Origin of the sequence: Microcystis aeruginosa NIES-843 (assembly GCF_000010625.1) — a bacterium.
Lineage (GTDB): Bacteria > Cyanobacteriota > Cyanobacteriia > Cyanobacteriales > Microcystaceae > Microcystis > Microcystis aeruginosa.
Genome location: NC_010296.1, coordinates 5,357,491 through 5,382,790, shown reverse-complemented (window position 1 = coordinate 5,382,790; position 25,300 = coordinate 5,357,491). Strand labels below are relative to the sequence as shown.

At 40.8% G+C, this 25,300-nt stretch carries 24 protein-coding genes and 1 pseudogene; 16 read left to right on the top strand and 9 right to left on the bottom strand.

The window, feature by feature from the left end; genetic code table 11:
- Window positions 1-79: 79 nt before the first annotated feature.
- The 3 genes from MAE_RS25515 to MAE_RS34565 all read left to right on the top strand — a co-directional run bounded on the left by MAE_RS25515 (window position 80) and on the right by MAE_RS34565 (window position 5,479).
- Complete coding sequence (locus tag MAE_RS25515) at window positions 80-427, top strand: DUF4347 domain-containing protein (RefSeq protein ID WP_002764487.1); 348 nt, start codon at window positions 80-82, stop codon at window positions 425-427.
- Complete coding sequence (locus MAE_RS25510) at window positions 424-1,383, top strand: Rpn family recombination-promoting nuclease/putative transposase (RefSeq protein ID WP_012268046.1); 960 nt, start codon at window positions 424-426, stop codon at window positions 1,381-1,383. Before MAE_RS25515 ends, MAE_RS25510 begins: the two co-directional genes overlap by 4 nt.
- Window positions 1,384-1,522: 139 nt before the next feature.
- On the top strand, window positions 1,523-5,479 hold the full coding sequence (locus tag MAE_RS34565) for a beta strand repeat-containing protein (RefSeq protein ID WP_012268045.1): 3,957 nt from the start codon (window positions 1,523-1,525) through the stop codon (window positions 5,477-5,479).
- A 31-nt stretch (window positions 5,480-5,510) separates the two neighbouring features.
- Here the strand turns inward: MAE_RS34565 and MAE_RS31085 are convergent.
- Window positions 5,511-6,688, bottom strand: a protein-coding gene (locus MAE_RS31085) for an IS630-like element ISMae25 family transposase (protein ID WP_125730803.1) whose coding sequence is annotated in 2 segments (ribosomal slippage) — window positions 5,511-6,247 and window positions 6,247-6,688 — 1,179 coding nt in all. Because the reading frame shifts where the segments join, the coding sequence is not laid out codon by codon here.
- 217 nt (window positions 6,689-6,905) lie between these two features.
- Here MAE_RS31085 and MAE_RS25490 point away from each other — a divergent pair.
- The 3 genes and pseudogenes from MAE_RS25490 to MAE_RS25480 all read left to right on the top strand — a co-directional run bounded on the left by MAE_RS25490 (window position 6,906) and on the right by MAE_RS25480 (window position 10,561).
- Entirely contained in the window at window positions 6,906-7,949 is a 1,044-nt protein-coding gene (locus MAE_RS25490; protein ID WP_012268044.1) for an IS630 family transposase, read from the top strand.
- A 328-nt stretch (window positions 7,950-8,277) separates the two neighbouring features.
- The gene (locus MAE_RS25485) at window positions 8,278-9,243 is read left to right on the top strand and encodes an o-succinylbenzoate synthase (RefSeq protein ID WP_012268043.1); all 966 of its coding nucleotides are present in this window, start codon (window positions 8,278-8,280) and stop codon (window positions 9,241-9,243) included.
- Window positions 9,219-10,561, top strand: a pseudogene (locus tag MAE_RS25480) (2-succinylbenzoate--CoA ligase). The gene MAE_RS25485 and the pseudogene MAE_RS25480 overlap by 25 nt, the downstream one beginning before the upstream one ends.
- Window positions 10,562-10,570: 9 nt before the next feature.
- Here MAE_RS25480 and MAE_RS34265 read toward each other — a convergent pair.
- Window positions 10,571-10,711 (bottom strand): hypothetical protein, encoded by a 141-nt coding sequence (locus tag MAE_RS34265; protein ID WP_164516991.1) that lies wholly within the window; start codon window positions 10,709-10,711, stop codon window positions 10,571-10,573.
- 90 nt (window positions 10,712-10,801) lie between these two features.
- On the opposite strand from MAE_RS34265, the gene MAE_RS25475 reads away from it, so the two are divergent.
- On the top strand, window positions 10,802-12,274 hold the full coding sequence (locus tag MAE_RS25475; RefSeq protein ID WP_012268041.1) for an NADH-quinone oxidoreductase subunit M: 1,473 nt from the start codon (window positions 10,802-10,804) through the stop codon (window positions 12,272-12,274).
- A gap of 62 nt (window positions 12,275-12,336) precedes the next feature.
- Here the strand turns inward: MAE_RS25475 and MAE_RS25470 are convergent, their stop codons facing one another.
- Window positions 12,337-13,500 carry a cysteine desulfurase family protein gene (locus MAE_RS25470; RefSeq protein ID WP_012268040.1) on the bottom strand — a complete coding sequence of 388 codons (1,164 nt, stop codon included), beginning with the start codon at window positions 13,498-13,500 and terminating at the stop codon, window positions 12,337-12,339.
- 365 nt (window positions 13,501-13,865) lie between these two features.
- Here MAE_RS25470 and MAE_RS25465 point away from each other — a divergent pair, with 365 nt between their 5' ends.
- The 3 genes from MAE_RS25465 to MAE_RS25455 all read left to right on the top strand — a co-directional run bounded on the left by MAE_RS25465 (window position 13,866) and on the right by MAE_RS25455 (window position 15,910).
- Window positions 13,866-14,684, top strand: coding sequence for a hypothetical protein (locus tag MAE_RS25465; RefSeq protein ID WP_012268039.1), 819 nt, complete (start codon window positions 13,866-13,868; stop codon window positions 14,682-14,684).
- A gap of 140 nt (window positions 14,685-14,824) precedes the next feature.
- Window positions 14,825-15,268 (top strand): phage integrase N-terminal SAM-like domain-containing protein, encoded by a 444-nt coding sequence (locus MAE_RS25460; RefSeq protein WP_012268038.1) that lies wholly within the window; start codon window positions 14,825-14,827, stop codon window positions 15,266-15,268.
- Window positions 15,269-15,346: 78 nt separating this feature from the next.
- Window positions 15,347-15,910: a DUF4334 domain-containing protein gene (locus tag MAE_RS25455; protein ID WP_012268037.1), complete on the top strand. Its 564-nt coding sequence runs from the start codon at window positions 15,347-15,349 to the stop codon at window positions 15,908-15,910.
- A 555-nt stretch (window positions 15,911-16,465) separates the two neighbouring features.
- On the opposite strand, the gene MAE_RS25450 is transcribed toward MAE_RS25455, so the two are convergent.
- The 5 genes from MAE_RS25450 to grxC all read right to left on the bottom strand — a co-directional run bounded on the left by MAE_RS25450 (window position 16,466) and on the right by grxC (window position 18,435).
- Window positions 16,466-16,741, bottom strand: a complete 276-nt coding sequence (locus tag MAE_RS25450; RefSeq protein ID WP_012268035.1) for a leucine-rich repeat domain-containing protein — start codon at window positions 16,739-16,741, stop codon at window positions 16,466-16,468.
- A gap of 228 nt (window positions 16,742-16,969) precedes the next feature.
- Window positions 16,970-17,272 carry a HigA family addiction module antitoxin gene (locus MAE_RS25445; RefSeq protein ID WP_012268034.1) on the bottom strand — a complete coding sequence of 101 codons (303 nt, stop codon included), beginning with the start codon at window positions 17,270-17,272 and terminating at the stop codon, window positions 16,970-16,972.
- A 12-nt stretch (window positions 17,273-17,284) separates the two neighbouring features.
- A complete protein-coding gene (locus tag MAE_RS25440) occupies window positions 17,285-17,560 on the bottom strand; it encodes a type II toxin-antitoxin system RelE/ParE family toxin (protein WP_012268033.1) in 276 nt (91 codons plus the stop codon).
- Between the two features lie 84 nt (window positions 17,561-17,644).
- The gene (gene tadA, locus MAE_RS25435; RefSeq protein ID WP_012268032.1) at window positions 17,645-18,133 is read right to left on the bottom strand and encodes a tRNA adenosine(34) deaminase TadA; all 489 of its coding nucleotides are present in this window, start codon (window positions 18,131-18,133) and stop codon (window positions 17,645-17,647) included.
- Window positions 18,118-18,435, bottom strand: coding sequence for a glutaredoxin 3 (grxC, locus tag MAE_RS25430; protein ID WP_002751734.1), 318 nt, complete (start codon window positions 18,433-18,435; stop codon window positions 18,118-18,120). Before grxC ends, tadA begins: the two co-directional genes overlap by 16 nt.
- A gap of 189 nt (window positions 18,436-18,624) precedes the next feature.
- Between grxC and MAE_RS25425 the strand changes: the two genes are divergently transcribed.
- The 4 genes from MAE_RS25425 (at window position 18,625) to ccmS (ending at window position 21,732) form a co-directional block, all read left to right on the top strand.
- On the top strand, window positions 18,625-19,185 hold the full coding sequence (locus MAE_RS25425; RefSeq protein WP_012268031.1) for a 5-formyltetrahydrofolate cyclo-ligase: 561 nt from the start codon (window positions 18,625-18,627) through the stop codon (window positions 19,183-19,185).
- Window positions 19,186-19,547: 362 nt separating this feature from the next.
- On the top strand, window positions 19,548-19,865 hold the full coding sequence (locus MAE_RS25420) for a hypothetical protein (RefSeq protein WP_002762345.1): 318 nt from the start codon (window positions 19,548-19,550) through the stop codon (window positions 19,863-19,865).
- 251 nt (window positions 19,866-20,116) lie between these two features.
- On the top strand, window positions 20,117-21,130 hold the full coding sequence (locus tag MAE_RS25415; RefSeq protein ID WP_012268030.1) for an aldo/keto reductase: 1,014 nt from the start codon (window positions 20,117-20,119) through the stop codon (window positions 21,128-21,130).
- Window positions 21,131-21,291: 161 nt separating this feature from the next.
- Entirely contained in the window at window positions 21,292-21,732 is a 441-nt protein-coding gene (gene ccmS / locus MAE_RS25410) for a beta-carboxysome assembly chaperone CcmS (protein ID WP_041804412.1), read from the top strand.
- Here ccmS and nagA read toward each other — a convergent pair.
- Window positions 21,688-22,839, bottom strand: a complete 1,152-nt coding sequence (gene nagA / locus MAE_RS25405) for an N-acetylglucosamine-6-phosphate deacetylase (RefSeq protein WP_012268028.1) — start codon at window positions 22,837-22,839, stop codon at window positions 21,688-21,690. The two genes, ccmS and nagA, sit on opposite strands and share 45 nt — an antisense overlap.
- A 688-nt stretch (window positions 22,840-23,527) precedes the next feature.
- Here nagA and MAE_RS25400 point away from each other — a divergent pair.
- A complete protein-coding gene (locus tag MAE_RS25400) occupies window positions 23,528-24,328 on the top strand; it encodes a metallophosphoesterase family protein (protein ID WP_012268026.1) in 801 nt (266 codons plus the stop codon).
- Window positions 24,329-24,400: 72 nt separating this feature from the next.
- On the top strand, window positions 24,401-25,219 hold the full coding sequence (locus MAE_RS25395) for a SirB1 family protein (protein WP_012268025.1): 819 nt from the start codon (window positions 24,401-24,403) through the stop codon (window positions 25,217-25,219).
- The last annotated feature ends 81 nt before the right edge of the window (window positions 25,220-25,300 follow it).

Sequence of the window (25,300 nt, the reverse complement as noted above, 5' to 3'; positions counted from 1 at the left end):
TAATTTTTGTTATATCCCCCTTGAAAAATTGGCGATTGTTTGCATAAAATAGTCGCATTAATCCTTTGCAGTTAACGTCATGACTTCTACCCTGTTGCCGAGCTTTCCTGCTGTTGACGATGTTTTGTTCAATTTTGCTCAATCTGATGGCTTGAGTCAAGCTAATCGGGTGGATAGTGTGAGAAATCAGCGTTTAACCGCTACCGTAGTTTTCCTCGATGCTGGTGTTAGCGATTATCAAAGTCTCCAAGCTGGAGTAATTCCAGAAGTCGCCACGGTTATTCTCTCTCCCAATCAAGACGGAATCGAACAAATATCCGCTTTTTTACCACAAAATCCCCAGATTACCACCACCACCTCTATTATTAAATCGGTGCGTTACGCTATCGCGCTTCACAGCCTACGAGTAAGCAAACAACTCAAATGAACCCAACAACCGCCAATTATGATGAACCCTGGAAAGAAGCATTAAGCGAGTATTTTGAAGCGTTTTTATACTTCTTTTTTCCTGAAGTTCACCAATTAATTGATTGGACAAAAATTCCCGAATCCCTAGAAAAAGAACTCAAACGGATTACCGCTTCAGCAAAGACCAAAAAACGTTTCGCTGACAAACTCTATAAAGTTTGGTTACTCAGGGGTGAAGAAGTCTGGATTTTGATTCATATTGAAATTCAAAGTCAATACGAAGAAAATTTTCCTCAGAGGATGTATATTTATAACTATCGGGCCTTTGATTTGTATCAGAAACCGGTTATCAGTCTCGCTATATTAGGAGATGAACGAGTAAATTGGCGACCAGATTCCTATAATTATACTATCGCCGGTTGTGAAGTCAGCCTCAAATTCCCAACGGTTAAATTACTGGACTATGAGGAAAGATGGACAGAACTAGAAGCAAGTAGCAATCCTTTTGCTATGATAGTCATGGCACACCTGAAAACAAAAGCGACTACTGGGAAGCTGCCACAACGGGAACAGTGGAAGTGGAAGTTAATCAGGGGATTATATGAAAAGGAGTTCGAGAGGGAACAGATAATTAAACTGTTTGAAATCATCGACAATATGATGACTTTATCCCCTGAATTGCAGTCAAGCTTAGAGAGTAAAATTAAACAATTTGAGGAGGAAAAAACCATGCCTTTAATGAGTAATATGGAGTTACGAGGAATCGAACGCGGTAAAGAAATTGGGGTGCTAGAAAAAAGCCGTGATGACATAAAAACAGTTTTAACTGTGCGGTTTGGACAGATTTCTTCAGAAATTGAAGAGATAATCGGCAAAATGACTAACCCTACTATCTTAGAAGAGCTACTAAAATTAGCAGCTACCGCTAATTCTCTCGCAGAATTTAAGCAGTCTTTGGCAAAAATCAATATCTAGAAAACGGGTTTCTTAGAAAACGGGTTTCTTAAAGAAACCCGTTTTCTTGTAATCAATATTAATTTCTGTTACAGCACCCTTGAAAAATTTGCACTTGTTAGGCTAAAATTGTTAGCAATAAACTGTTGCAGTTAACGTCATGACTTCTACCCTGTTGCCGATTCTTCCTGCTGTTGACGATGTTTTGTTCAATTTCGCTCAATCTGATGGCTTTTGGGTGAATTTAGAAACCGCTTTTGGGACAAGTTATGATGTGGTTAAGGCGACGCAATTACGACAACAGTGGCAAAGTCGAAATTTTAGTCAACTTCCCCCAATTGAGGTACTCAGTGATGAGGTTTTGGGGACTGCGAATGGTGCATATTCCAGCAGTAAGAATAAGATTTATCTATCAGCATCTTTTTTGAATACGGCCTCGTCAGCAACGATAATTAATGTAATTTTAGAAGAAATTGGGCATTATGTGGATGCTCAAATTAATCAGGTGGATAGCGCGGGAGATGAGGGAGAATATTTCGCAGCATTAGTTCGTGGAGTAGATTTAACAACGCAAGAAGTAGCAAGAATTACAACTGAAAATGACTTTGCCAATATTACAATCACAGGAAATGATGTTCCTGTAGAAAAATCTGCACCAACTATTTTAACCGTTAATACGACCGCCGATCAAAATGATGGCAATGCTGATAATGGATTATCTTTGCGGGATGCGATCTTAATTGCTAATGCTAACCCGAATACTGAATATGAAATTCATTTAACAGGAGGCTTAACCTATACTCTAACGAGTAATGGCGTTAATGAAAATGAGGGAAAAAAGGGAGACTTAGATATTAAGTCTCGTAATAATGTGCTTTATATTGGAGCATTTAATGGACAAAAAGCTACTATTGATGCGTCAGGATTATTAAATTCTGATCGGGTTTTTCATGTTCTCAGTGGAGGTGCATTAAGCTTACAGAATGTCGTAGTAACCGGGGGAATTATATCTTCTTCCGGCGCAGGTATTAGTGTTAATGCGACAGGTGTTCTTGACTTATACAACACAACTGTAAGTGGAAATAAGGCACTTGGTTCTTCTAGCAATGGTGGTGGTATTCAGAATCGTGGTTTTGTCTATCTCCGTCAGGGTAGCGTGGTTAGTAATAATATAGCTAGTGGTAGTAGTTTTCAGGAAGGCGGAGGCGTTGACAATTCAGGCGGAACACTAATTGCAATCAACTCGACAATTAATAATAATCAAGGAGGCGTTTATGGAGGTGGCATATCAAGTGTAGCTGGATCGCTGACTCTGATCAATACTACTGTTAGTGGTAATAGTGCGGGAAATGGTGGAGGCATAACGAACAACGGTACTTCAATGGCTTTGATCAATACAACCGTTAGTGGCAATAATGCAAGTTATGCTGGAGGTGGCATATATTCTTCTGGTGACACATTTAATTTGATTAATAGCACAATTACCAATAATACTGTCGTTGACACTCAATTTGTTGGACGACGCGGTGGAGGCGGCATTTATAGTCTTGGTACAACCTTTTTTCTTAAAAACACAATTGTTGCTGGAAATATAGATAATACAACTAATGGTTTCGATTTACTTTCTTCTGGGTTATCTGGTGCGATATTTAATGGCAATAACTACAACCTTATCGGTGATTTAACTGGTGCAAAAGGAACGATTGGCACAGGAACTGATATTGTTAATTCTAATCCTGGACTTGCTCCTTTAGCTAACTATGGGGGTTTAACTCTGACCCATGCACTTTTAGCAGGAAGTCCGGCGATTAATGCAGGAAACAATAGCCTTATTCTTGTTGATAGCGAAGATATTGATGGTGATGGTGACACGACCGAACAAATTCCCTTTGATCAACGAGGAACAGGATTCAATCGCATCTTTGGTGGTACAGTAGATATTGGTGCATTTGAAGAGCAAGGGACAATTGTCGTTATTAGCTTAGCAGTCTCCCCTGCAAGTGTTAACGAAGACGGGACAACAAATCTGGTTTATACCTTCACTCGTAGCGGAGTAACCACTAATTCCTTAACAGTCAATTACACCCTCGGAGGGACAGCTACCCTCAATACCGACTACACTCGTACAGGGACTACCAATACAGTCACCTTCGCTGCTAATTCATCCACTGCTACCGTAACAGTTGACCCCACTGCTGACACTACAGTTGAAAATAACGAAACCGTCGCTTTAACTCTTGCTTCAGGTACTGGTTATACAGTGGGGACCGCCACCGCAGTGACGGGGACAATTACTAATGACGATTTCTCCAAACTCTCCATCAATAATATCACCGTAGTGGAAGGTAAAGATAATAATGCCATCCTCACCGTCACAGTTGATAACCCCAATTCACAACCAATTACCTTCAACTATACCACTGCACCCATTAACGCTACCGCTAATGTAGATTACACTAGCAAAACCGGAACTATCACCATTGCACCTAATACTTCCACTGCTACTATTACCATTCCCATCCTTAATGATAACCTCAATGAGGCAAACGAAACTTTTGCCATTAACCTCAGTAATCCCATCAATGCAACTCTTACCAATAACAAGGGAATTGTCACCATCAGCGACACCTTAACCGCTAATGTCACCACTACCCTACCCGCTAATGTGGAAAATCTGACCCTAACTGGGACTACAAATATTAATGGGACAGGTAACGCTGCTAATAACATTATCACCGGTAATAGTGGTAACAATATCCTTAATGGAGGTACAGGAATTGATACCCTCATCGGTGGTTTAGGGAATGATACTTATCAAGTTGATACTACTACCGATACCATTACGGAAAATGCCAACCAAGGGACAGATACTGTTCAATCATCAGTTACTTATACCCTGGGAAATAACCTAGAAAACCTCACGTTAACGGGAACCGCAAATATTAACGGGACAGGTAACACATTAAATAACATTATCACCGGTAATAGTGGTAACAATATTCTTAATGGTGCAACAGGAATTGATACCCTCATCGGTGGTTTAGGGAATGATACTTATCAAGTTGATACTACTACCGATACCATTACGGAAAATGCCAACCAAGGGACAGATACTGTTCAATCATCAGTTACTTATACCCTGGGAAATAACCTAGAAAACCTCACGTTAACGGGAACCGCAAATATTAACGGGACAGGTAACACATTAAATAACATTATCACCGGTAATAGTGGTAACAATATTCTTAATGGTGCAACAGGAATTGATACCCTCATCGGTGGTTTAGGGAATGATACTTATCAAGTTGATACTACTACCGATACCATTACGGAAAATGCCAACCAAGGGACAGATACTGTTCAATCATCAGTTACTTATACCCTGGGAAATAACCTAGAAAACCTCACGTTAACGGGAACCGCAAATATTAACGGGACAGGTAACACATTAAATAACATTATCACCGGTAATAGTGGTAACAATATTCTTAATGGTGCAACAGGAATTGATACCCTCATCGGTGGTTTAGGGAATGATACTTATCAAGTTGATACTACTACCGATACCATTACGGAAAATGCCAACCAAGGGACAGATACTGTTCAATCATCAGTTACTTATACCCTGGGAAATAACCTAGAAAACCTCACGTTAACGGGAACCGCAAATATTAATGGGACAGGTAACACATTAAATAACATTATCACTGGTAATAGTGGTAAAAATACCCTTACAGGAAGTGCGGGAAATGATACCTTGATTGGTGGTACTGGTAATGATACCATAACAGGGGGTGCAGGTGGCGATCGCTTCACCTTCAAAAACCCCAATCAAGGGATTGACACAATTACCGATTTTCTCTCCAGTCAGGGGGATAAAATTACTGTCTCTGCTGCGGGTTTTGGCGGTGGTTTAGCCGCAGGAGTGGCGATTACAGCCGCTCAATTCGTGTTAGGAACAACTGCATTAAATGCCAGCAATCGCTTTATTTATAATACAATCACTGGAGGACTATTCTTTGATGGGGACGGGACAGGTACACTAGCAGCCATTCAAATTGCAACTCTCAGTTCCAAACCCACTCTTACCGCATCTAATATACTTGTATTAGTTTAATCTTAATACAGCTTGTAGTGGACTGTTTCAGCTAATTTGGTGCAATAGATTCTCCCGATTCCTCCTCCTCAAACACAGGATAAAGATGTTTCAGCTTGACCCTAGCATCGCTGGTCGTAAACGTCCATATTACTGTAGATGCAGTCTGATTACGTTCTTTTTGCCAGGTTTCTATCTCCCTTTTCAGTTCTTCCTTGCTAGAAATCCTTCTATCTAAACATTGCCTCGATAAGACGCTTAGTTCAGTTTCGGCTACATTTAACCAGCTACCATTACGAGGTGTGTAATAAATTTCCAGTCTTCTAGCTAAACGATGAGCAACGGGTGCTGGAAATGCTTCATAAAGCGAGGCTATGTTATGAGTGTTGAGATTATCACAGACGAGCTTGACTTTTCGAGCCTTTGGATAGTCCACATCCAATAATTGACGAATTTCTTCTGCCCAATCTATTCGGGTTCGACTATCTCGGTTACTCACCCGTCTCCATCCTCGATGGGGGTCAAAAAACATGAACAAGGCTTGAACCCCTTCACGACTATAGTGATAGTCTTCTTTTTTATCTTGTCCAGGTTGCATGGGTATCGGAGGGTAAACTTCTCCAAGTAGTTGCTTTGATGCTTCATCCATCGCGATTAACGGTTCTTCTTCCGATGGCTGAGTGCCATACAGGTCAAGGACAACTTCCATCTGGGCAACAAATCGGGCTAAATCCTGTTCCGGAATACAGTATCTTTGGGTTTTCCAAGGGCGTAATTGGTTTTTTTTAGAGTACGCCACACCGTTGGACTGGAAATCTCGGTGATAATTTGTCTTTGTTTGAGTTCCGAGGTTAATAGTCGGATTGTCCACTCGGCTCGGCCAGATGGTGGCTCCGAACAGCACAGGGCAATGATTTGGGCGGCGGCGGCTCCATCAACTTTTGCCGGAGTGGGGGGAGTTTTTCTCGATTTCCGTTCTAATGCTGGTTTTTCGCCTTTTTGAAGAAATCTTTGACGAATACGTCCCACTGTATTTCTATGAACTTCTAAAGCTTCGCCTATTTCTTCATCTGTCCATTTCCTTTTCGCCTGTTCTCCCTCGTCACACATCAGCAAAATCCGAGCGTGGAGAATTTTTTTAGCTGGTGCATAGCCATTACGACTGATTTGTTCGAGGTTTTCTCTTTGTTCCCCTGTTAGATTGACTTTATCTCGCCGACCTCTTCCCATGATTGATGTCCTCTGCTTGTTCGAGCTATTGCCCTATTTTAGCTGAAACAGTCCAGTAGGGTGCGTTAGACGGCCAAAAATTGCTGCTTTGACTGGAAGGTGACAATCCGTCGTAACGCACCACCTATACTTTGCACGGCTACAACTTGCATTTTTTACTCAAGGACAATAATATAGTTTAAGAGTCATAATTAGAAGCAAAGCACTCATTAAAAACATGATTAACCTAGAATTCACGGAAGAAGAAAAGAACTCACTGTATTATGAAAGATTTCATCATCCCCATCCCCGGGTTCAACTGAAGATGGAAGTTCTCTGGTTAAAGAGCCAAAAGATACCGCACAAAAAAATTTGTCAGTTAGCAGGAATCTCGCCAAATACCTTATTAACCTATCTTCGAGATTATGAAGAAGGCGGAATAGAAAAATTAAAAGAAATCAACTTCTATCGCCCTAAAAGTGAATTAGAGTCTCAAAAAGAAACGCTCAAAAAATACTTCGAGAAAAATCCACCAGCCACAATAAATGAAGCTGTATATAGGATAGAAGAATTAACGGGAATAAAACGAAGTCTTACCCAAGTGAGAAAATTTTTAAAATCAATGGGAATGAAATGTTTAAAAGTAGGTTCTCTTCCTTCTAAAGCTGACCCAGATGAACAAGAGGACTACAAAGAAAAAAAGCTAGAACCCAGACTAAATGAGGCTAAAGAAGGAAAAAGGGCTGTTTTTTTTGTTGATGCCGCTCACTTCGTCATGGGAGCATTTCTCGGTTTTGTTTGGTGTTTTGAGAGACTTTTTGTTAAGTCACCGAGCGGGCGTAAACGCTTCAATGTTTTAGGAGCATTAAATGCAATAACTCATGAAGTTATTCTGGTTACGAATGACACTTATATTACAGCAACTCAAGTCTGTGAACTCTGGTCAAAAATAGCTGCTTTAGGAATAACTATTCCCATCACTCTAGTCTTAGATAATGCCCGCTATCAAAAATGTAAAATTGTTGAAGAATTGGCTCTTTCTTTGTCAATAGAGCTACTCTATTTGCCGTCTTATTCGCCTAATCTAAATTTAATTGAAAGGCTGTGGAAATTTGTCAAAAAGAAATGTTTGTATGGTAAATACTATGAAAACTTTTCTGACTTTTCTTCAGCCATTTATGAATGTTTGAATGATGCCCATTTGAAACATAAAAAAGAACTGGATTCCTTGCTGACTCTACGATTTCAGAAGTTTAATAAATCTCAGATTATGAACGTCTAAAGTATATCATCGACTGTGATTGTGTGATGGACTATGATTGAAGTAACGCACTACCTATCATCGACTGTGATTGTGTGATGGACTATGATTGAAGTAACGCACTACCTATCATCGACTAAGTAGCTGGTTACAATTAAAGATAAAATACAAAGAATCAGAAGCCTGTCCCACTATCTAACAATTAATTGAGATTACTTCCTTACAAGCCCAAAATATGATATAGATATTTCTATAAAATTGAGCGGCAGCCTTTCACTGATTACTGATTACTGAAAGGTCTCCTATCTCAACTAGAAAATTAATTTTTCACGACTACTTATAGTTAATCATGTATTTCTGGCAATTTCGTGTTTATCAGCGTCCTTTGCTGCATCCCCTACAAACCCATCACGGACTCTGGCAAATTAGGGAAGGAATTATTATTCGCTTAGAAGCGGAAGATGGACGTATTGGATGGGGAGAAATTGCTCCTTTACCTGAATTTGGTTCAGAAACATTATCGGCAGCAATATTATTCTGTCAAAGTCTCGAAAATCCCCTATCAATAAATTCAATTTTTTCTATTCCTGAACAATTTCCCGCTTGTCAATTTGCCTTTGAATCAGCTTTAGAAGATTTAAGTATCGAGAATAAATCAAGAGAATTAGAACCGAGAAATTATAGTTATTTATTACCCACCGGTGCGGCAGTATTTCCCTGTCTGGATGATATTCTAGCCACCAATCAAACTAATACTTATAAATGGAAAATTGCGGTCAATTCTCTCCCACAAGAGTTAAAACTATTTGAAAAATTAATTACCCGATTACCCAGGAACATTAAATTGCGTTTAGATGCCAATGGGGGATTAAGTATTGCTGACAGTAAAATCTGGTTAAAAATTGCCGATGAATCTAAAATAATTGAATTTATCGAACAACCTTTACCCCCGTCTCAATGGTTAGAAATGTTGCAATTAAGTCAAGATTTTACCACGGGGATTGCTTTAGATGAATCGGTGGCCAATCTTAGACAAATAGAGGAATGTTATCAACGGGGATGGCGAGGAATTTTTGTGATTAAACCTGCTATTACCGGTTCAATACAAGGGTTAAGAAATCTCTGGAAAAAATATCCCTTAGATTTAGTATTTTCCTCCGTTTTAGAAACTAATATCGGCAGAAAATCCGCTCTACGTCTAGCACAAGAATACCCCAAAAAGGAGCGAGCTTTAGGTTTTGGTGTGCAACAATGGTTTAATAATAGTGACCCCGATTGGTTGGAAAAACTGTGGACGACATCAGCAAACAATTAGCATATCTCAGTCAAAAAGATTGGTTATATGGATACAATAGCCAAAAATTTTATCAATTATATCAGTCCTATTCTCAGCAATTTATCGCCGCAGATAATCCTCGATTAACTATACTGCTTGCTGAAGTCAATCCCATTAAATTTTTAGCGATATTCTTGGCTGCCGTCAGGGTCAAAAGTTGCCTATTTTTAGCTAATCCTGACTGGAAAACTAACGAATGGCAACAGGTTTTCTCTCTGATGCAACCCGATGATATTTTTGGCGAAAATATCAAGGTTTTTAACTATAATTCTCCTCCTGTCAATCCTTTGACTAATTCTCTGATGATACCCACGGGAGGAACCTCGGGAAAAATTCGCTTTGCTATCCATAACTGGTTAACTTTAACTGCTTCTGTCAAAGGTTTTTCTGAATATTTTCAAGTCAAGCAGGTTAACTCTTTTTGCCTACTGCCCTTATATCATGTTAGTGGTTTAATGCAGTTTCTGAGAAGTTTTTTAACTGGGGGAGATTTTGCTGTTATTCCTTACCATAAAATCAAAGAAAAGCGTGTAAATAATCTCAATCTTCAAGATTATTTTATCTCCTTAGTTCCCAGTCAATTACAATTTTTTCTAGAAAATGATCCTCGATGGTTAGCCAATTTTAAAACAGTTTTACTAGGAGGTTCTCCTGCCTGGCCATCTTTACTAGAAAAAGCTAGAGAATATAATATTTGCCTATCTCCCACCTATGGAATGACGGAAACTGCCTCACAAATTGTCACTCTTAAACCAGAAGATTTTCGACGAGGAAATAATAGTAGTGGACAGCTATTACCCCATGCTCAGATAAAAATTAATCCCGATAACCAGAAAATTATTATTGAAGCTAAATCTTTATTTTTAGGTTATTATCCCCATCTTAATCAAGCAAGCTACTTCGAGACCGATGACTTAGGTTATTTGGATAAAAGTGGTTATTTATATATCATTGGTTGCGATAGTCAAAAAATAATTACCGGAGGAGAAAATGTTTATCCTCTTGAGGTAGAAAATGCCATTAGACAAACTGATTTAGTTAAAGATGTGGTGGTTTTAGGATTGCCAGATTCTCGATGGGGACAGGTAATTGTGGCTTTTTATGTACCCGTTAACTCTCAGATAGGCCAGGCAAGTATTCAATCCCTGATTAAGGATAAATTAGTCAATTATAAACTGCCGAAACATTGGATAAAATTACCAGAGATACCAAAAAGTCCCCAGGGGAAGATTAATCGAACCAATTTAATTAAATTAGCTGAAACTTTTTTGACACCGAGTCAAACCACGGACCCTAATTATAGCAGTTATCTTAATGGTGAGTTATGAGGGTTTCCTAAATTAGCGTCATTTTCCCAGCCAAAAGCCAAGCGATTTACTCGGTATATGGCAGCAAAATCGCTGTTTTTTTCCCGACGAATTTCTGGTAATGGTAATCTCTGGCTCATTTTATTAATAAATGTTAAAAGTTGATAGCTATCTTGCTAAAGATTGACCGCTCAGGCAATAATGGGAAGGTTTATCATGCCCATTAAAGAATGCTCAACGCTTTTATTTGGCTACCGATTATAGGGGCGATACTGATTGCCTACACGCCTCTAGAGGCGAAAAAAGTGCGAGGATTAGCTCTAACTCTTGCTGTCGTTCTCTTACTGCTGAATATTCTCCTTGGCTGGCAATTTGACCCTAGTAACCCGCAAATGCAGTTCACGGTTAACCTGCCTTGGATTAATTTCCTCGGTTTCAATTATGCCCTCGGTGTCGATGGATTGTCATTCTCATTACTTTTTCTTAACAGCATCTTGACAATAATTGCTCTTTATGCTAGTGGCACAGAGGTTAACCGACCGAAATTTTACTATTCCCTGCTCTTGTTACTCAATGCCGGAGTAGCGGGGGCCTTTCTAGCGCAGGATTTACTGCTATTTTTCCTATTTTACGAATTAGAAATCGTCCCGCTTTACTTTCTCATTGCCATTTGGGGGGGGCAAAGACGCGGTTACGCGGGCATGAAATTTTTATTATACACGGCAATTTCCGGCTTTTTAGTGCTAATCTCTTTCCTTGGCTTAGTTTGGCTAACCGGTGCTGATAATTTCGCCTATAACCCCCTTTTATCGAATAATTTAGACGTTAAAACCCAATTACTGCTCCTCATCCCCCTTCTGATTGGATTAGCCATCAAAATCCCGATTTTTCCCTTTCATACTTGGCTACCGGATGCCCACGTGGAAGCATCTACCCCCGTTTCTGTGCTTTTAGCGGGAATATTACTCAAATTAGGAACCTATGGACTGCTGCGCTTTGGAGTCGGTTTATTTCTTGATGCTTGGGTGACTCTCGCCCCTTGGTTAGCAACAATAGCAGCTATCAGCGCCCTCTACGGGGCCAGTTGCGCTATTGCCCAAAAGGATATGAAAAAAGTAGTCGCCTATTCTTCCATTTCCCACATGGCCTATATTTTACTAGCGGCGGCGGCCACCACCAGATTAAGCATCACTGCGGCGATTTTGCAGATGATTAGTCACGGTTTAATTTCCGCTTTGTTATTTTTGTTGGTGGGAGTGGTGTATAAAAAAACCGGCAGCCGGGATGTGGATTATCTACGCGGTTTATTAAATCCAGAAAGAGGTTTACCAATCACGGGAATGTTAATGATTTTAGCGGCCATGGCCAGCGCCGGCATCCCCGGAATGGTGGGATTTATCGCCGAATTTTTGGTCTTTCGGGGCAGTTTCCCGATTTTTCCGATACAAACGCTCTTATGTTTGGTCGCTAGTGGTTTAACCGCAGTATATTTTCTCCTGATGATTAATCGGGTTTTCTTTGGTCGTTTAACCCCCGAATTATCGCGCATTCCTCGCAGTACCTGGCCCGAAAGATTTCCCGAAATTGCCTTGGCTTTATTTATTATTGTTTTGGGATTACAACCGAGTTGGATGATTCACTGGACTGAAAACCAAGCATCAGTGTTATTAACCGGCACGGCAATTAGTCAAAGGCAATCGTAGAAACCTTTTTCGGAATTTTTCAAACCTAGACCGAAACTAACTTGTGGATAGGAGCCGAAACTTCAAAAATTTTTGGCTTTGCGGAGGGAATTAACCGTTAAAACCACCTGTTCCCCCACCAGTTCAATTTCTTCTAAAGTATTAAAACGACTCAACCCGAAGCGCAGGGAGGCATAAGCGAGAGATTCGGGGCGACCCAAGGCAGTTAAAACGTGAGAGGGGGCGGTATGGCTAGAAGAACAGGCAGAACCGGAGGAAAGCGCCACTATTGGCTGTAATCCTAACAATAACGCCGCACCGTCCACCCCTTCAATACTAATATTTAAATTTCCGGCTAATCTTTGGCTAGGATGACCATTGAGATAAATTCTGTCTAATTGACTGATAATCTCCCATAAACGGGCTTTTAACTGATTTAAGTGGCTGTTATCTTCTTCTATCGCTTTGATGCCCAATTCTACCGCCTTGGCAAAACCGACAATTTGCGGTGTAAATATTGTACCCGATCGCAGTCCTTTTTCCTGGCCTCCCCCTTGAATTTGAGCGGCCAGACGAACTCTGGGGTTCCGGCGCCGGACGTACAGCGCACCGATTCCCTTCGGTCCGTGGACTTTGTGGGCAGTTAAGGACATTAGATCTATATTCATTTCCTCCACATCTAGGGGAATTTTGCCGATTGCTTGGGCCGCGTCCGTATGAAAAAGTACCTGATACTGGCGACAAATCGCCCCAATTGCCGCTAAAGGTTGAATCACCCCAATCTCGTTATTAGCGGCCATAATTGACAGCAAAATCGTGTCAGGACGTAAAGATTTTTCTAGTAGTTCCAAGTCAATTAGGCCATCAGCACCGACGGGTAAAATTGTCACCTCAAAACCCAATTTTTCCAGATAATGACAGGGATCTAAAACGGCCCGATGTTCTGTCACCACCGTAACTATATGCCGTCCCTTGGCGAAATAAGCTTCGGCAACCCCTTTGATAGCCAGGTTATTGGCCTCCGTTGCCCCACTGGTAAAAATAATTTCTTCGGGACTACTATTAATAGCAGCGGCGATTGTTTCTCTTGCCTGTTTAACCGCGGCCTCGGCTGTCCAACCATAGACATGATTAATACTACTGGCATTACCAAAGTGTTCGGTAAAATAGGGTAACATCGCCGCCAGAACTTGCGGCTCCATCGGTGTCGTGGCGTGGCAATCTAGATAAATCGGCTTTTGAGACATATTTTTCCCCCGCGGGGGATTTGAGCAGGAGATATCCCCTATTTTAAGAGAATCTCTGAAAGTGCATTGCTAATCTATGTTAACAAAAAGGTATCGGATAAGTAGGTAGGCACAATTATTTGTAGGATGGGTTAGCGGTAGCGTAACATAATCGGGCGTTGGGTTTCATGCTTCAACCCAACCTACGTTCATTTTATATTTAATTCCACCCACCCACTCAGCAGTCAACAGCTGACGACTCAGGCCAGAACTTTAAGATTTAATAATGAGAGCGCAATCGCTCCCTGAGAGCAGTTACAATTCCCCTATTCCAATGTTGTTCAGCAACCCAACAGGATTAATAACACATATTTTCCCGCTCAATCATGGCTAAAAAATCGAAGGCATTTAGTGAACTGCTCAGGCTGCAGAAAATGTCCCAAGGATCCGAAAAACCCTTGAAAAGCTTTGAGAAGAAATTAAGAGAAAAGTCCTTGCCTTTCAAGGAAATTGTCGTCTCTCCTTCTGGGGAAGTCACAATGTCGGAAGTTCTGGAGGATTTTATCGAGCCTTACCGCGAATCCAATGAAACAAAGGGATCTATGCGAACACTGCTGACCATAGGGATAATCGCTTGGAATCTGGCGTTGTCCCCCGAGTCAAAGCGGCAAGAGATGATAGACCGAGTTTTTAATAAAGACCTTCTTAAAGGAGATAAAAGGCTCAAGGCGGATATTCAAGAGCTAATCGACGAGCTAATCGCTAGGAAAAACCGTTATTTCTCGGAAAACAAGCGGATGATTGTGGATTTTGAGTTAAAAGAGCTAGGAAGCGAGTATCATCTCTCGGTTGCCTCCAGCTTGTCGCCCGAATTTTCCGAGTCAGAGTTTGCCTTCAAAGTCGGCGACTCGGTCATCGTCAAACAGGGTGTACTTGACCCAGATTTAGGGACTGACATCGGTGGTTGGCAAGGAAGAATTGTGATAATTGAGCGGCAGAGCAATCTCATCGGCATTGAGTGGGATAGCATCACCCTGAAAAACATCCCCAGTTCGGTGATTGACCAGTGTGAAGTGGAAAACTTAGACTGGGCTCAAATGTGCCTCTTCTCAACGGATGTGGAATTAACCCAACCTCGAGATACAGAAGAAGATGTGGCCGCCATCATTGAGCAAATTGCGTCTAACATCGTTGGAGCTATTTAGCAGAAAAGGGAAAGGCGATTCAGGCGGTTGGCCGAGGTTGACCCTGAGGAGGAAATGGCGGCTTTAGACGCTTGGAAAAAAACACTTGATTCATTACCCTATTGACCATCGAGCAGCGATTTGGAGGAGAGAAATTTGAGATGGATGATTCCCAGAAATACGAGGCTGACTGTCAAAAGATAAGAAAAGCCAATCATGAATTACTAACGGATTTTGAGAGTTGGCTAGAATCATCAGGCCTGTCCGAAAAAACCATTAATAATCATGTTTCAAATATAGATTTTTATATCAACGAATATTTACTCTATGAAGATGCCGTAGAAGCCAAAGACGGGGTAGATATGGTCAGTGACTTTTTGGGTTATTGGTTTATCAAAAAGGCCCTGTGGGCCAGTCAATCAAGCATCAAGGCTAATGCAGGTAGTCTGAAAAAGTTCTACACTTTCTTACTGGAAAAAGGCCTAATAGATAAAGATGATTTGCAAGAACTTAAAGAAACCATCAAGGAAGAAATGAGTGAATGGCTGGAAACTTTAAGGCGATACGATGACCCATTGACTGAAGATATGTCGGATGTTTGGTGATTTTAGCCGAGGGGCAATCCCCCACCCTCTGGCTGAGAAGCTATAATATCATTGTCAGGACACAACAAGAGTGAAACAATGGAAACATTAGAATTAGAAAGCTGCCAGTCGATTCTTAAAGCTGGTAAAACGACGACAGAAATAGCTTTACAATTGTTTGACGCTCTCGACCCCGTGAGTTTAGACTTTATGCTCGGTCGTTGGCAAGGTTCTGGACTTCAGACAAATCACCCAATGGATGGTTTATTAGAAGCATCTAATTGGTATGGTAAAGAATTTGTCGATACTGAGAATGTCCACCCCCTGTTATTTTTAGATGGTCAGGGAAAAATTTTTAAGGTGGCACCCAATCCCACGGCCATGAACTGGATTTTGAAGCTGCCGATACTCAAAAATAATTCTCTGAAACCTTTGCTGATGCTGACCAACTCCTTGCTAAAAACAGAGACAAGTCAGGCTAGACTGCGAATGATGGAATATCGGGGCAAAGTCAGCGCCACGATGATTTATGATTATTTGCCCATCAATGACTCTTTTCGGAAAGTAGATGATAATACCGTGCTGGGAATTATGGATTTTAAAAACTCTCCCCAACCTTTCTTTTTTGTTCTCAAGCGATGTCAAAGACCTCTTAATTCTTGAGGTTCGATTTAAACGCTCTGGTGCAAGAATTTAGAGTTGAGGGATAATTCAAGTACAGAGGAACAGGAGGTAATTATGAACTTATCATCGTTGTCATCGGGTTGAAGTGGCTGAGAAGTTAAAAAAATTAACTCACCAACCAATTAAGCATTTAGAATAACATAATTCTACACTTGCTGTGGACGAAATGCGCGTTCATCCCATTCTTCTTGATCAATAGAGTCAGATGTTTGATTCATTTTGAGTGCAATATCACTTAAGAGTTTGTGGCGTTTGAACATTCTTCTAATTTCACCATCGACTAGATTCAACAAATAAGGAATTTCATGTCCTTATTTGACAAAAAGAGAGACAATATTAAATATTTGTAAACTTTTTTGCCTAAGTTACTTTTCTGTGGTAAGCAAATCTTTACTGCTCCGATGGGGGGTTTCTTGGGGGGTGTCATCGTTGTTGGTTTCTGGTTCTTGTCCTTTAAAAATCGTGATAGATCGCCAAAAACCCTCTAAAAACTGATTGAAGGTCGTTTCATTGATTTTACCCGTCCAGAGCAAACTAAAAGAGGACCCACAGGGAGGTAAGTCGAGCGATCGCTTCTGGAATCTCCCTGATTTGGTTACTAATGAGGTCGAGGGATTGCAGGGAGGTGAGTCGAGCGATCGCTTCTGGAATCTCCCTGATTTGGTTACTGTTGAGGTTGAGTTCTTGCAGGGAGGTGAGTTGAGGGATTTCGGGGGGAATTTCTGTTAAGTTTTTGTTGGACAGATCCAACTCCCTCGCTCTTTCGTCCTTTGCCTGTTGAATTAACTCTAATACTTCCTGTGCTGTCATTGACCATCCCCCCGCTACTATATTTACTCCATTTTGGCAAAAGATCCAGTTAATGCAACTGGTGGTGATCAGCTAGTCTGCTGTTAACAGTATGATTAACTCCCACACGCGGTTATTCATACATTTGTATCAGTTTAGGGATGACTGATAATTGCTGATTGTCGCTATTTCTGCAAATGTGAGATGCAGCCAGTATGTCAAATGAATAATTATAGAATTCAAGAGAATTTATCCTGAAGACAGGGATTGATAAGGAATAATTTTTTCGAGGGTATTTCCTAACTTTTCCCTCGCTAGATCTAACTCATAGGCTTTTTGTAAATTCATCCAAATTTCTGCTCCTGTATTAAAAAAACGCCCTAATTTTAAAGCAATATCTCCCGTGATATTTCCTTGTCCCTTGAGAATTTGCTCAAGTTCATTCTCAGAGATATTAATTCTTGTGGCAAGCTGAGAAACATCAAGATTAATTTCCTCTAATTCATCAGCTAAAATTTCACCGGGGTGGATAGGACTTTTCCAATTATTCATCGTGAATTCTCCTTAATGATAATCAACAATTTCAACATTAGTAGCTGCATCATCCCATGAGAAACAAATACGATACTGGTCATTGATGCGAATACTGTATTGACCGATTCTATCTCCTTTTAAACGTTCTAAGCGGTTACTCGGCAATCCTGCCAATGCTTCTAGTGTATTAGCACTTTCTAAAATACGCAATCTTTTGATCGCTAATCGTTCAATCCCAGAAAACTTTTTAACAAACTGCTTATTATATAGCTTTTCTGTATCTTTACATCGAAAGCTTTTAATCATGGGTTATTTTTGTCATGTCTAAGGCAATAATTTGATAAATTTAGCTAAATTTATCAACCGTCCCGATAATTACTCAAATTTTTCTCATCTTTTTTTCTCAAACCATGTTTGTAATAATTCCCCAGATTCCTTAGCTAAAATTCCCGCAATTACCGGTAAACGATGGTTAGAAAAAGGACTATCTATAAAATTAGCCACAGTGCGGATAACTCCTGTTTTGGGATCGTCAGCACCGTACACTAATAATCCTAATCTAGCCTGAATGATTGCCCCGGCACACATGGGACAGGGTTCGAGGGTGACGTAGAGGGTACAATCATTTAAGTGCCAATTGCCTAAAACTTGACTAGCGGCACGAATCGCCAGAATTTCGGCGTGAGCGGTGGGATCATGGTGTTTTTCCTTGCAATTAGCCCCTTGAGCGATTAAATGTCCCTGTTTATCCACGATAACCGCTCCCACAGGTACATCACCCCGATCCCCCGCAGTTGCCGCTAAATTTAAAGCTAACTGCATCCATTGCCGATGTTTCTCATAGGCTTTTTCATCAATAGACTTTAGATAGTCCCACATTTAGCCAATAAATTATCTAATTTTTTTTGACCATCCAAAGCATACAAATCATCACAACCACCGATATGTTCATTATTAATAAAAATCTGTGGTACACTGCGTTTACCGTTGGACCGTTCGGCCATGGCTTGACGAGCGCTTTCATCCCCATCAATCTTGTATTCGGTGTATTTTACCCCTTTCCAACCCAGCAACCATTTAGCCCGAATACAGTAGGGACAAGTTGCCCAAGTATAAATTTCCACATTGGCCTTGATATTCTCGTTATAACGCCCAAAAAGCGAGTTAAATAGATTTAGCATCGTTCTTACTAAGTAGTTAGGTGTTAAAAACTGTCAGATGCCCCCCTTATTAAGGGGGGATTAAGGGGGGATCGACACCCCCCTTATTAAGGGGGGATTAAGGAGGGATCGACACCCCCCTTATTAAGGGGGGATCCATCTTCAATTTAATTATAACCAGCTACTTACTCTCCTATTTATCTCTATTTTATGGATTCTGCTACCAAAAAAGCCCAATTACGCAAACAACTAATTGCCCAAAGACGAGCGCTTCCTAAGCATATTTGGCAAGAAAATAGTCAGCAACTTTGCAAAAATTTACAATCTTTACCCCTCTTTCACCACGCTAAAACCATTCTCGCTTACTTCAGTTATCGTCAAGAGCCGGATTTAAGTTCCTTATTTTGCCAACACCATCGCTGGGGTTTTCCCCGTTGTGACGGAGATAGCCTGACTTGGCACTGTTGGACTGCCGACGATCCCCTAGAATTAAATCGTTATGGCATCTACGAACCAACAGCGATCGCTCCTGTCATTTTACCGGCTGAAGTGGACTTACTGTTAATTCCCGCCGTCGCCTGTGATCGCCAAGGTTATCGCTTAGGCTACGGGGGGGGTTATTTTGATCGTCTCCTACATTCCCCCGAATGGCAAGCTATCCCCTCGATCGGGATTGTCTTTGACTTTGCCTATCTCGATACCCTTCCCCTCGATACTTGGGACCAAAAATTACAGGCAATCTGTACCGAATCGAGAACCGAAATTTTTTAAGTAGGTAGGTATTAAAAACTTTCAAATCCCCCCGCCTATCGGCACCCCCCTTATCAAGGGGGGCAGGGGGGATCGAACCTCAAACCCATTTTTAATTTAATTATAACCAGCTACTTAACAATTATTTCCTTTTGTGTGATCGGTTTAACTTATATAGGAGCGATCGATCTTTGTGTCCTTTGTGTCTTTGTGGTTCGTTCTGGTCGTTCGCTGGCACTGTATCTTAGAATACATTTTACCCACCGACTACTCATATATTAAGTTTTATTGAATCCGATCGACCCTTAAGATAGCTTTGCTAGGATGAAATTCACATCAGGAGATGTTTATAGTAATCACTGGAAAAAGTTAACAGGGAAGCAATGAAACACTTTCACGAACCATGGATTCAAGAATGGTGTCAAGAAAACGGCTGGACAGAGCTATTTCTCGAACGCTACAGTAATTATTGGGCATTCCCTCCCAATGCCGTGATGCCAGAACCAATTCCCACCAAAGTGTTACAAAACATTAAGCGCCAAAAAGGTCTATCCCCTGCCGAAAAACTTTGGTTAGGAGTGGCGATCGGATTGACTCTGACAGCTTTAATTCTCTGTATCACCCTCGCTTGTCCCATGCCTATAGTTCTCGCTTTCGCTTTTGATGCTGTCACCGCAGCGCGATTGGAAGTGGAATATTAACCCAGCAAAAATTGAGCAGCAGAAACCCAAAAAGGGGGAGATTTTTCCGAAAGTCTTCCCCTTTGCCGCTTTTTTCTGGACAGGTACAATCGATCTGTCTTGAATCAGTAATCGGTGATCAGTGGTCAGTAGGAGAATAGAATATTAAGTGAGCAGTATTCAATGGCAGTTTTCTGCTGTCTTTTCACTGATTACTGTTTACTGTTTACTGGACGGCTACGCCGTGCCTTTGGCAACACTGAAAAGTCCCCATGTCCGAATCTCGTCGCTTACAGTTTACCCCCGATCTGGAAATTTGTCGTATTTTGAACGGAATGTGGCAAGTTTCAGGCGCCCATGGTTCGATCGCACCCCAAAAAGCGATCCCTAGTATGTTTTCCTATCTAGATGCCGGTTTCACCACTTGGGATCTGGCCGATCATTACGGTCCAGCCGAAGATTTTATCGGTGAATTTCGTCGTCAATTAGTCGCCCAAAGGGGCATTGATGCTTTAAATAATCTGCAAGCTTTCACTAAATGGGTTCCCCGTCCGGGTAAAATGACTAAGGAAATAGTCGCAAAAAATATCGCTATTTCCCTACGTCGTATGGATGTGGATAGTCTCGATTTATTGCAGTTTCACTGGTGGGATTATCGCGATAAAAATTATCTAGATGCCTTATATTTTTTAGGAGAATTACAACAGGAAGGCAAAATTAAACACCTGGCCTTGACTAATTTCGACACGGAACATTTAAAAATTATTCTCAGCACCGGGATTAAAATAGTCTCCAATCAAGTCCAGTTTTCTCTAATCGATCGCCGTCCCCTCGTCAAAATGGCACAATTTTGCCAAGAACATAACATCTATCTACTCGCCTATGGTACTCTAGCAGGAGGCTTATTAGGGGCAAAATATCTCGGTCATCCTGAACCCAATCCCATGAGTCTCAATACCGCTAGTTTACGGAAATATAAAAACATGATCAATGCTTGGGGAAACTGGCAATTATTCCAAGAATTATTAACCGTTCTTAAAGCGATCGCTGATTCCTATCACGTCACCATTCCTAATGTGGCAGTGCGTTACGTTCTCGAACAAAAAGCCGTAGCTGGGGCAATTATCGGGGTGCGTTTGGGTGTTGCTGAACATATCCAAGAAAATGCCCGTATTTTCGATTTTCAATTATCCCCCCAAGACTATCAAAAAATTGATCATGTCTTGCAAAAATCCCGGGATTTATTGCAGTTAATCGGTGATTGCGGTGATGAGTACCGTCGTTAAGTAGGTAGGTGTTAAAAATTGTCAGCTTCCCCCCCTTATTAAGGGGGATCCCCCCGCCTATCGGCACCCCCCTTATCAAGGGGGGTAGGGGGGATCGGCACACCCCTTATTAAGAACTGATAACTGATAACTGAAGACTGATAACTGAAAAGAGGCTAATGATGAGATTTGAACAACCAATCCCCGATGATCCCGCTAATCAATGGCGCTATCAATTAGATCAATTCGTGCAAGAAAATCAACAGGAATTAGCCGGTTTAATGTGGGGTTTACTCTCGGAATGGGGAGAAGATGCCCAAGAAACCCTGGGCATCGATCTTAAACCCCAGCCCCATTTTGTCTGTTGTTCTAGGGAGGCTCTAGAGAAATTAAATCGCAAGGTTAATTGTAAAATTCAAGAGATGCTTGGGATTATCTATCGCTATAATCCCAGGGAAGAAGTGGCTATAGTTGCTATCGGTGATGGTCAGGTAAAATTGATTTATTTTCAACCCGATCTTTCCCCCCCTGAATGTTTTAATCGCCTCGAAGTGGATCTCGATACCCTCATTCAACAGTTAGAGGCCAAAATGCTGACTGAAATCCAATCTTTCCCAATTTGATGCCGATTGCCAGCGCAAAAAGTTGGCAGGTTGTCCCACCGATAAACCCGCTAATCCGATCGCTTTTCTGGGGGATTCTGTCCCTAGAAGAATCGCCGTTTCTAAATCACATATTCCCCAGTTAACTAAATTGGCTACTCCTTGTAATAAGGGTAAGGTTGTTCCCGCTAAAGTACCGTCAAAAAGTCTTGCTGTTCCCTGTTTAACTTCAATTTCTCTCTCGTCCCAAGGATAGACACCATCTTCTAAACCGATCGGCGCTAAAGCATCACTAACTAAGAAAATTCCTCGATGATAATTACTGGCTTTTAGTAATAATTTTATCATGGTTGGATGGATGTGTTGACCATCGGCAATTAACCCACAATACACCTCGCCATTGATAATTGCTTCCCCTAATAACCCCGGTTGACGATGGTGTAAAGGAGGCATGGCATTAAAGGCATGAGTAACCATTTTTGCCCCCTGTAAAAAGGCTTCTTTTGCTATTTCTTGACTCGCTTGCGAATGTCCTAAACTGACGGTAATCCCTCGATCGCTTAAGTATTTAATCACCGTACCGCTACTATCTAATTCTGGGGCTAGGGTGATAATTTTTACGATCGATAAGTAGTCCCCAAAGATTTTATCTATTGTTTCTATACTTGGGTTTAAAAGATATTGGGCCGGATGCGCCCCCCTTTTTTCATAGTTTAAAAATGGTCCCTCTAAATGTACTCCTAAAACCTGCGCGCTCGCTCGATTTTCCTGTTTCTGTTTCTCGATATATTTGGCAATTACTGAGAGGGATTTTTGAAATTTCTCCACAGACGTGGTTACTAAGGTGGGCAGATAACCATCAATGCCCTGATTCTCAAGATAATCGCTAATCTTATCTAACTTTTCTAGATCTGTTATTTCTAAGTCGGGAAATGCTAATCCTAACCCTCCGTTGATCTGTAAATCTACTCCTCCCAACGATAGCCAATCCCCTTCCATATCGATAATCTTTTCCCCTCTTGTCTTTCCCCCCATCTCCGTTATCCTCTCGATCTTTCCAGCAGTATTTATCTCTATTTGTTGTCGATCCTGATGGGCGGGAATTCTAGCGTTAATTAGGGTTATCATAGAAGCAGAAAACTAATTTTTTTTTATTATAATCTCAAAAAAAAACTTGGCTCTTCGGTAATTGTTATGCAATGGACGGGGGTTATAAGGGATGGAACCCTTATATAGAAAGGCATTTAGCGATTTTTGTCAATTATTTTTGATCTAGAGCGAACTAATCAATTAAGTCTCTTACCAGATAAGGATTTAGTCGATTTATGACCCCCTATCGAACCATACCAAGTAACGAAGAACCAAAAACTTTTTTTTTGATCATGCTTGACAAGTGGGCATTTTTTTGAGATACTTTTTTATATAATGGGAATTTTTGCGTTTAATGATGTACACTTACATCCAATTATATAAAAACTCATCATAAAAAAATAATACCATAACCTGTCCGCTCCCTGCCCAGAGATTGCAAAAATACTTTACAAAACAATTAAGTAGGGAGGCACAATTATTTGTAGGATGGGTTAGCGGTAGCGTAACATGAGCGGGAGTTGGGTTGAAGCATGAAACCCAACCTAAGTTCATCTTATATTTAATTCCACCCACCTACTTACAGCCTTTCTCCCGCAGTTCCGGCGTTCCCCAAAACCAGTGACTGTCAGAGGGAAAGCTTTGTCCTATAATAAAATTAAGACCTTATAAAAACTGCTTTTTTAGCGATAAAAGAGTAGCAATCTCAGCAATTAGAGAGGGGTGTGTGTTTTTTAAAAAAATAGGGAAACAGACTCAAGAACCGCGTCGTATTATTATCGGAGATGTGCATGGCAGTTTTCAGACACTTTTGCGACTATTAAACCGAGTTGCTCCCGATAGTGAGGATGAGGTTTATTTTCTGGGGGATTTAATCGATCGAGGACAGCAGAGCTTGGAAGTGGTGGATTTTGTCATCAAAAATAACTACCAGTGTCTCCTAGGAAATCATGAATATATGCTCTTAAAAGCTCTGGCAGGAAAAGAAGTTTCTGAAAAATGGTTTAACGGCTGGATCGAGAGTGGCGGGGCGGCGACACTACTAAGTTATAATAACAATATACCCGCCGAGCATATTAATTGGTTTCAATCCCTACCCGCTTATTTAGACCTAGGAGATATTTGGTTAGTTCATGCGGGAGTACAACCAGAATATCCCCTTGAACAGCAAACAAACGAGCAGTTTTGTTGGATTAGAAACGAATTTCATGCCATGACCCAACCCTATTTCAAGGATAAACTAATTATCACAGGTCATACTTTAACCTTTACCTTTCCCGATGTCAAACCGGGACAACTAGCTCGCGGCAGCGGTTGGCTAGACATTGAAACTGGGGTTTATCATCCTCAAAGTGGTTGGTTAACTGCTTTAGATTGGACAAATCAATTAGTTTATCAAGTGCAGTCTCAAAATAAAAATTGTCGCACGATCCCTTTAGAAAAAGCGGTGGTTAATCTAGACCTTGACAAGATTTCTCGCTACTTCTCCCGGGAAAGCTCATCTAAATTGCTGAATATTGAATGGTGATCGGAAAAGAGAAGCGATAAAATCGGAAGGATCGGTTAAAATAGTTGATAATCTGATTAATACCCTTTTCTAATGACCCTTGCACTCTTATACCAAGCCTTCATCGAAACAATTCAACATCCTGACCCTGAGATAAATCTAGCTCGGGCAGCCCTACAAATAGCCAATTTTGAATATCCGCGCCTCAATATTGATCACTATTTAAATAGAATAAATTTAATGGCTGAGGAGGTAAAAAAACGTTTACCCGATAGATTATATCCTTTAAAAATAGTCAAGATTATCAATCAATATTTGTTTGAAGATTTACAATTTACCGGTAATACCCAAGAATACTATGACCCCCGCAATAGCTACTTAAATGACGTAATTGATCGCCGCACGGGTATTCCGCTCACTCTCTCGATTATCTACTTAGAGATTGCCAAACAGATCGATTTTCCCATGGTAGGAATTGGTATGCCGGGCCATTTTATTATCCGTCCCGATTTCGAGGAAGTGGAAATTTTTGTCGATCCCTTTCACGGTGGTGAAATCTTATTTAAACAGGACTGTCAAGAAAGATTAAGTCAGGTTTATCAACAGCCAGTTAAATTAGAAGAACATTTTCTCAATATTGCTACCAATCAGCAAATTTTGTTACGTTTGTTGACTAATTTAAAATATATTTACCTGAATCGTCAACAATGGTCTCAGACAATTCGGACAATAGAGCTGCTACTTTTGCTCATTCCTAATCATCCCTTAGAGCTGCGCGATCGAGGTTTAGTTTACTATCAAATTGGACAATTCAGCCAAGCGCAACAGGATTTAGGCTTCTATCTTGCTCTCCTACCCAACGCCCAAGATGCGGAATCAATTCGGCAATTATTGCAAAAAATTAACTCTTAAGTCGCCAATCAGTTATCAGTTATCAGTTATCAGTTAGCGGTATTAAATGAGGAGTATTAAATGACATTAATAGTGCTGTCT

Coding starts and splice junctions, on each gene's coding strand:
- MAE_RS25515 (WP_002764487.1), top strand. CDS start 80: ATGACTTCTACCCTGTTGCCGAGCTTTCCTGCTGTTGACGATGTTTTG.
- MAE_RS25510 (WP_012268046.1), top strand. CDS start 424: ATGAACCCAACAACCGCCAATTATGATGAACCCTGGAAAGAAGCATTA.
- MAE_RS34565 (WP_012268045.1), top strand. CDS start 1,523: ATGACTTCTACCCTGTTGCCGATTCTTCCTGCTGTTGACGATGTTTTG.
- MAE_RS25490 (WP_012268044.1), top strand. CDS start 6,906: ATGATTAACCTAGAATTCACGGAAGAAGAAAAGAACTCACTGTATTAT.
- MAE_RS25485 (WP_012268043.1), top strand. CDS start 8,278: ATGTATTTCTGGCAATTTCGTGTTTATCAGCGTCCTTTGCTGCATCCC.
- MAE_RS34265 (WP_164516991.1), bottom strand. CDS start 10,711: ATGAGCCAGAGATTACCATTACCAGAAATTCGTCGGGAAAAAAACAGC.
- MAE_RS25475 (WP_012268041.1), top strand. CDS start 10,802: ATGCTCAACGCTTTTATTTGGCTACCGATTATAGGGGCGATACTGATT.
- MAE_RS25470 (WP_012268040.1), bottom strand. CDS start 13,500: ATGTCTCAAAAGCCGATTTATCTAGATTGCCACGCCACGACACCGATG.
- MAE_RS25465 (WP_012268039.1), top strand. CDS start 13,866: ATGGCTAAAAAATCGAAGGCATTTAGTGAACTGCTCAGGCTGCAGAAA.
- MAE_RS25460 (WP_012268038.1), top strand. CDS start 14,825: ATGGATGATTCCCAGAAATACGAGGCTGACTGTCAAAAGATAAGAAAA.
- MAE_RS25455 (WP_012268037.1), top strand. CDS start 15,347: ATGGAAACATTAGAATTAGAAAGCTGCCAGTCGATTCTTAAAGCTGGT.
- MAE_RS25450 (WP_012268035.1), bottom strand. CDS start 16,741: ATGACAGCACAGGAAGTATTAGAGTTAATTCAACAGGCAAAGGACGAA.
- MAE_RS25445 (WP_012268034.1), bottom strand. CDS start 17,272: ATGAATAATTGGAAAAGTCCTATCCACCCCGGTGAAATTTTAGCTGAT.
- MAE_RS25440 (WP_012268033.1), bottom strand. CDS start 17,560: ATGATTAAAAGCTTTCGATGTAAAGATACAGAAAAGCTATATAATAAG.
- tadA (WP_012268032.1), bottom strand. CDS start 18,133: ATGTGGGACTATCTAAAGTCTATTGATGAAAAAGCCTATGAGAAACAT.
- grxC (WP_002751734.1), bottom strand. CDS start 18,435: ATGCTAAATCTATTTAACTCGCTTTTTGGGCGTTATAACGAGAATATC.
- MAE_RS25425 (WP_012268031.1), top strand. CDS start 18,625: ATGGATTCTGCTACCAAAAAAGCCCAATTACGCAAACAACTAATTGCC.
- MAE_RS25420 (WP_002762345.1), top strand. CDS start 19,548: ATGAAACACTTTCACGAACCATGGATTCAAGAATGGTGTCAAGAAAAC.
- MAE_RS25415 (WP_012268030.1), top strand. CDS start 20,117: ATGTCCGAATCTCGTCGCTTACAGTTTACCCCCGATCTGGAAATTTGT.
- ccmS (WP_041804412.1), top strand. CDS start 21,292: ATGAGATTTGAACAACCAATCCCCGATGATCCCGCTAATCAATGGCGC.
- nagA (WP_012268028.1), bottom strand. CDS start 22,839: ATGATAACCCTAATTAACGCTAGAATTCCCGCCCATCAGGATCGACAA.
- MAE_RS25395 (WP_012268025.1), top strand. CDS start 24,401: ATGACCCTTGCACTCTTATACCAAGCCTTCATCGAAACAATTCAACAT.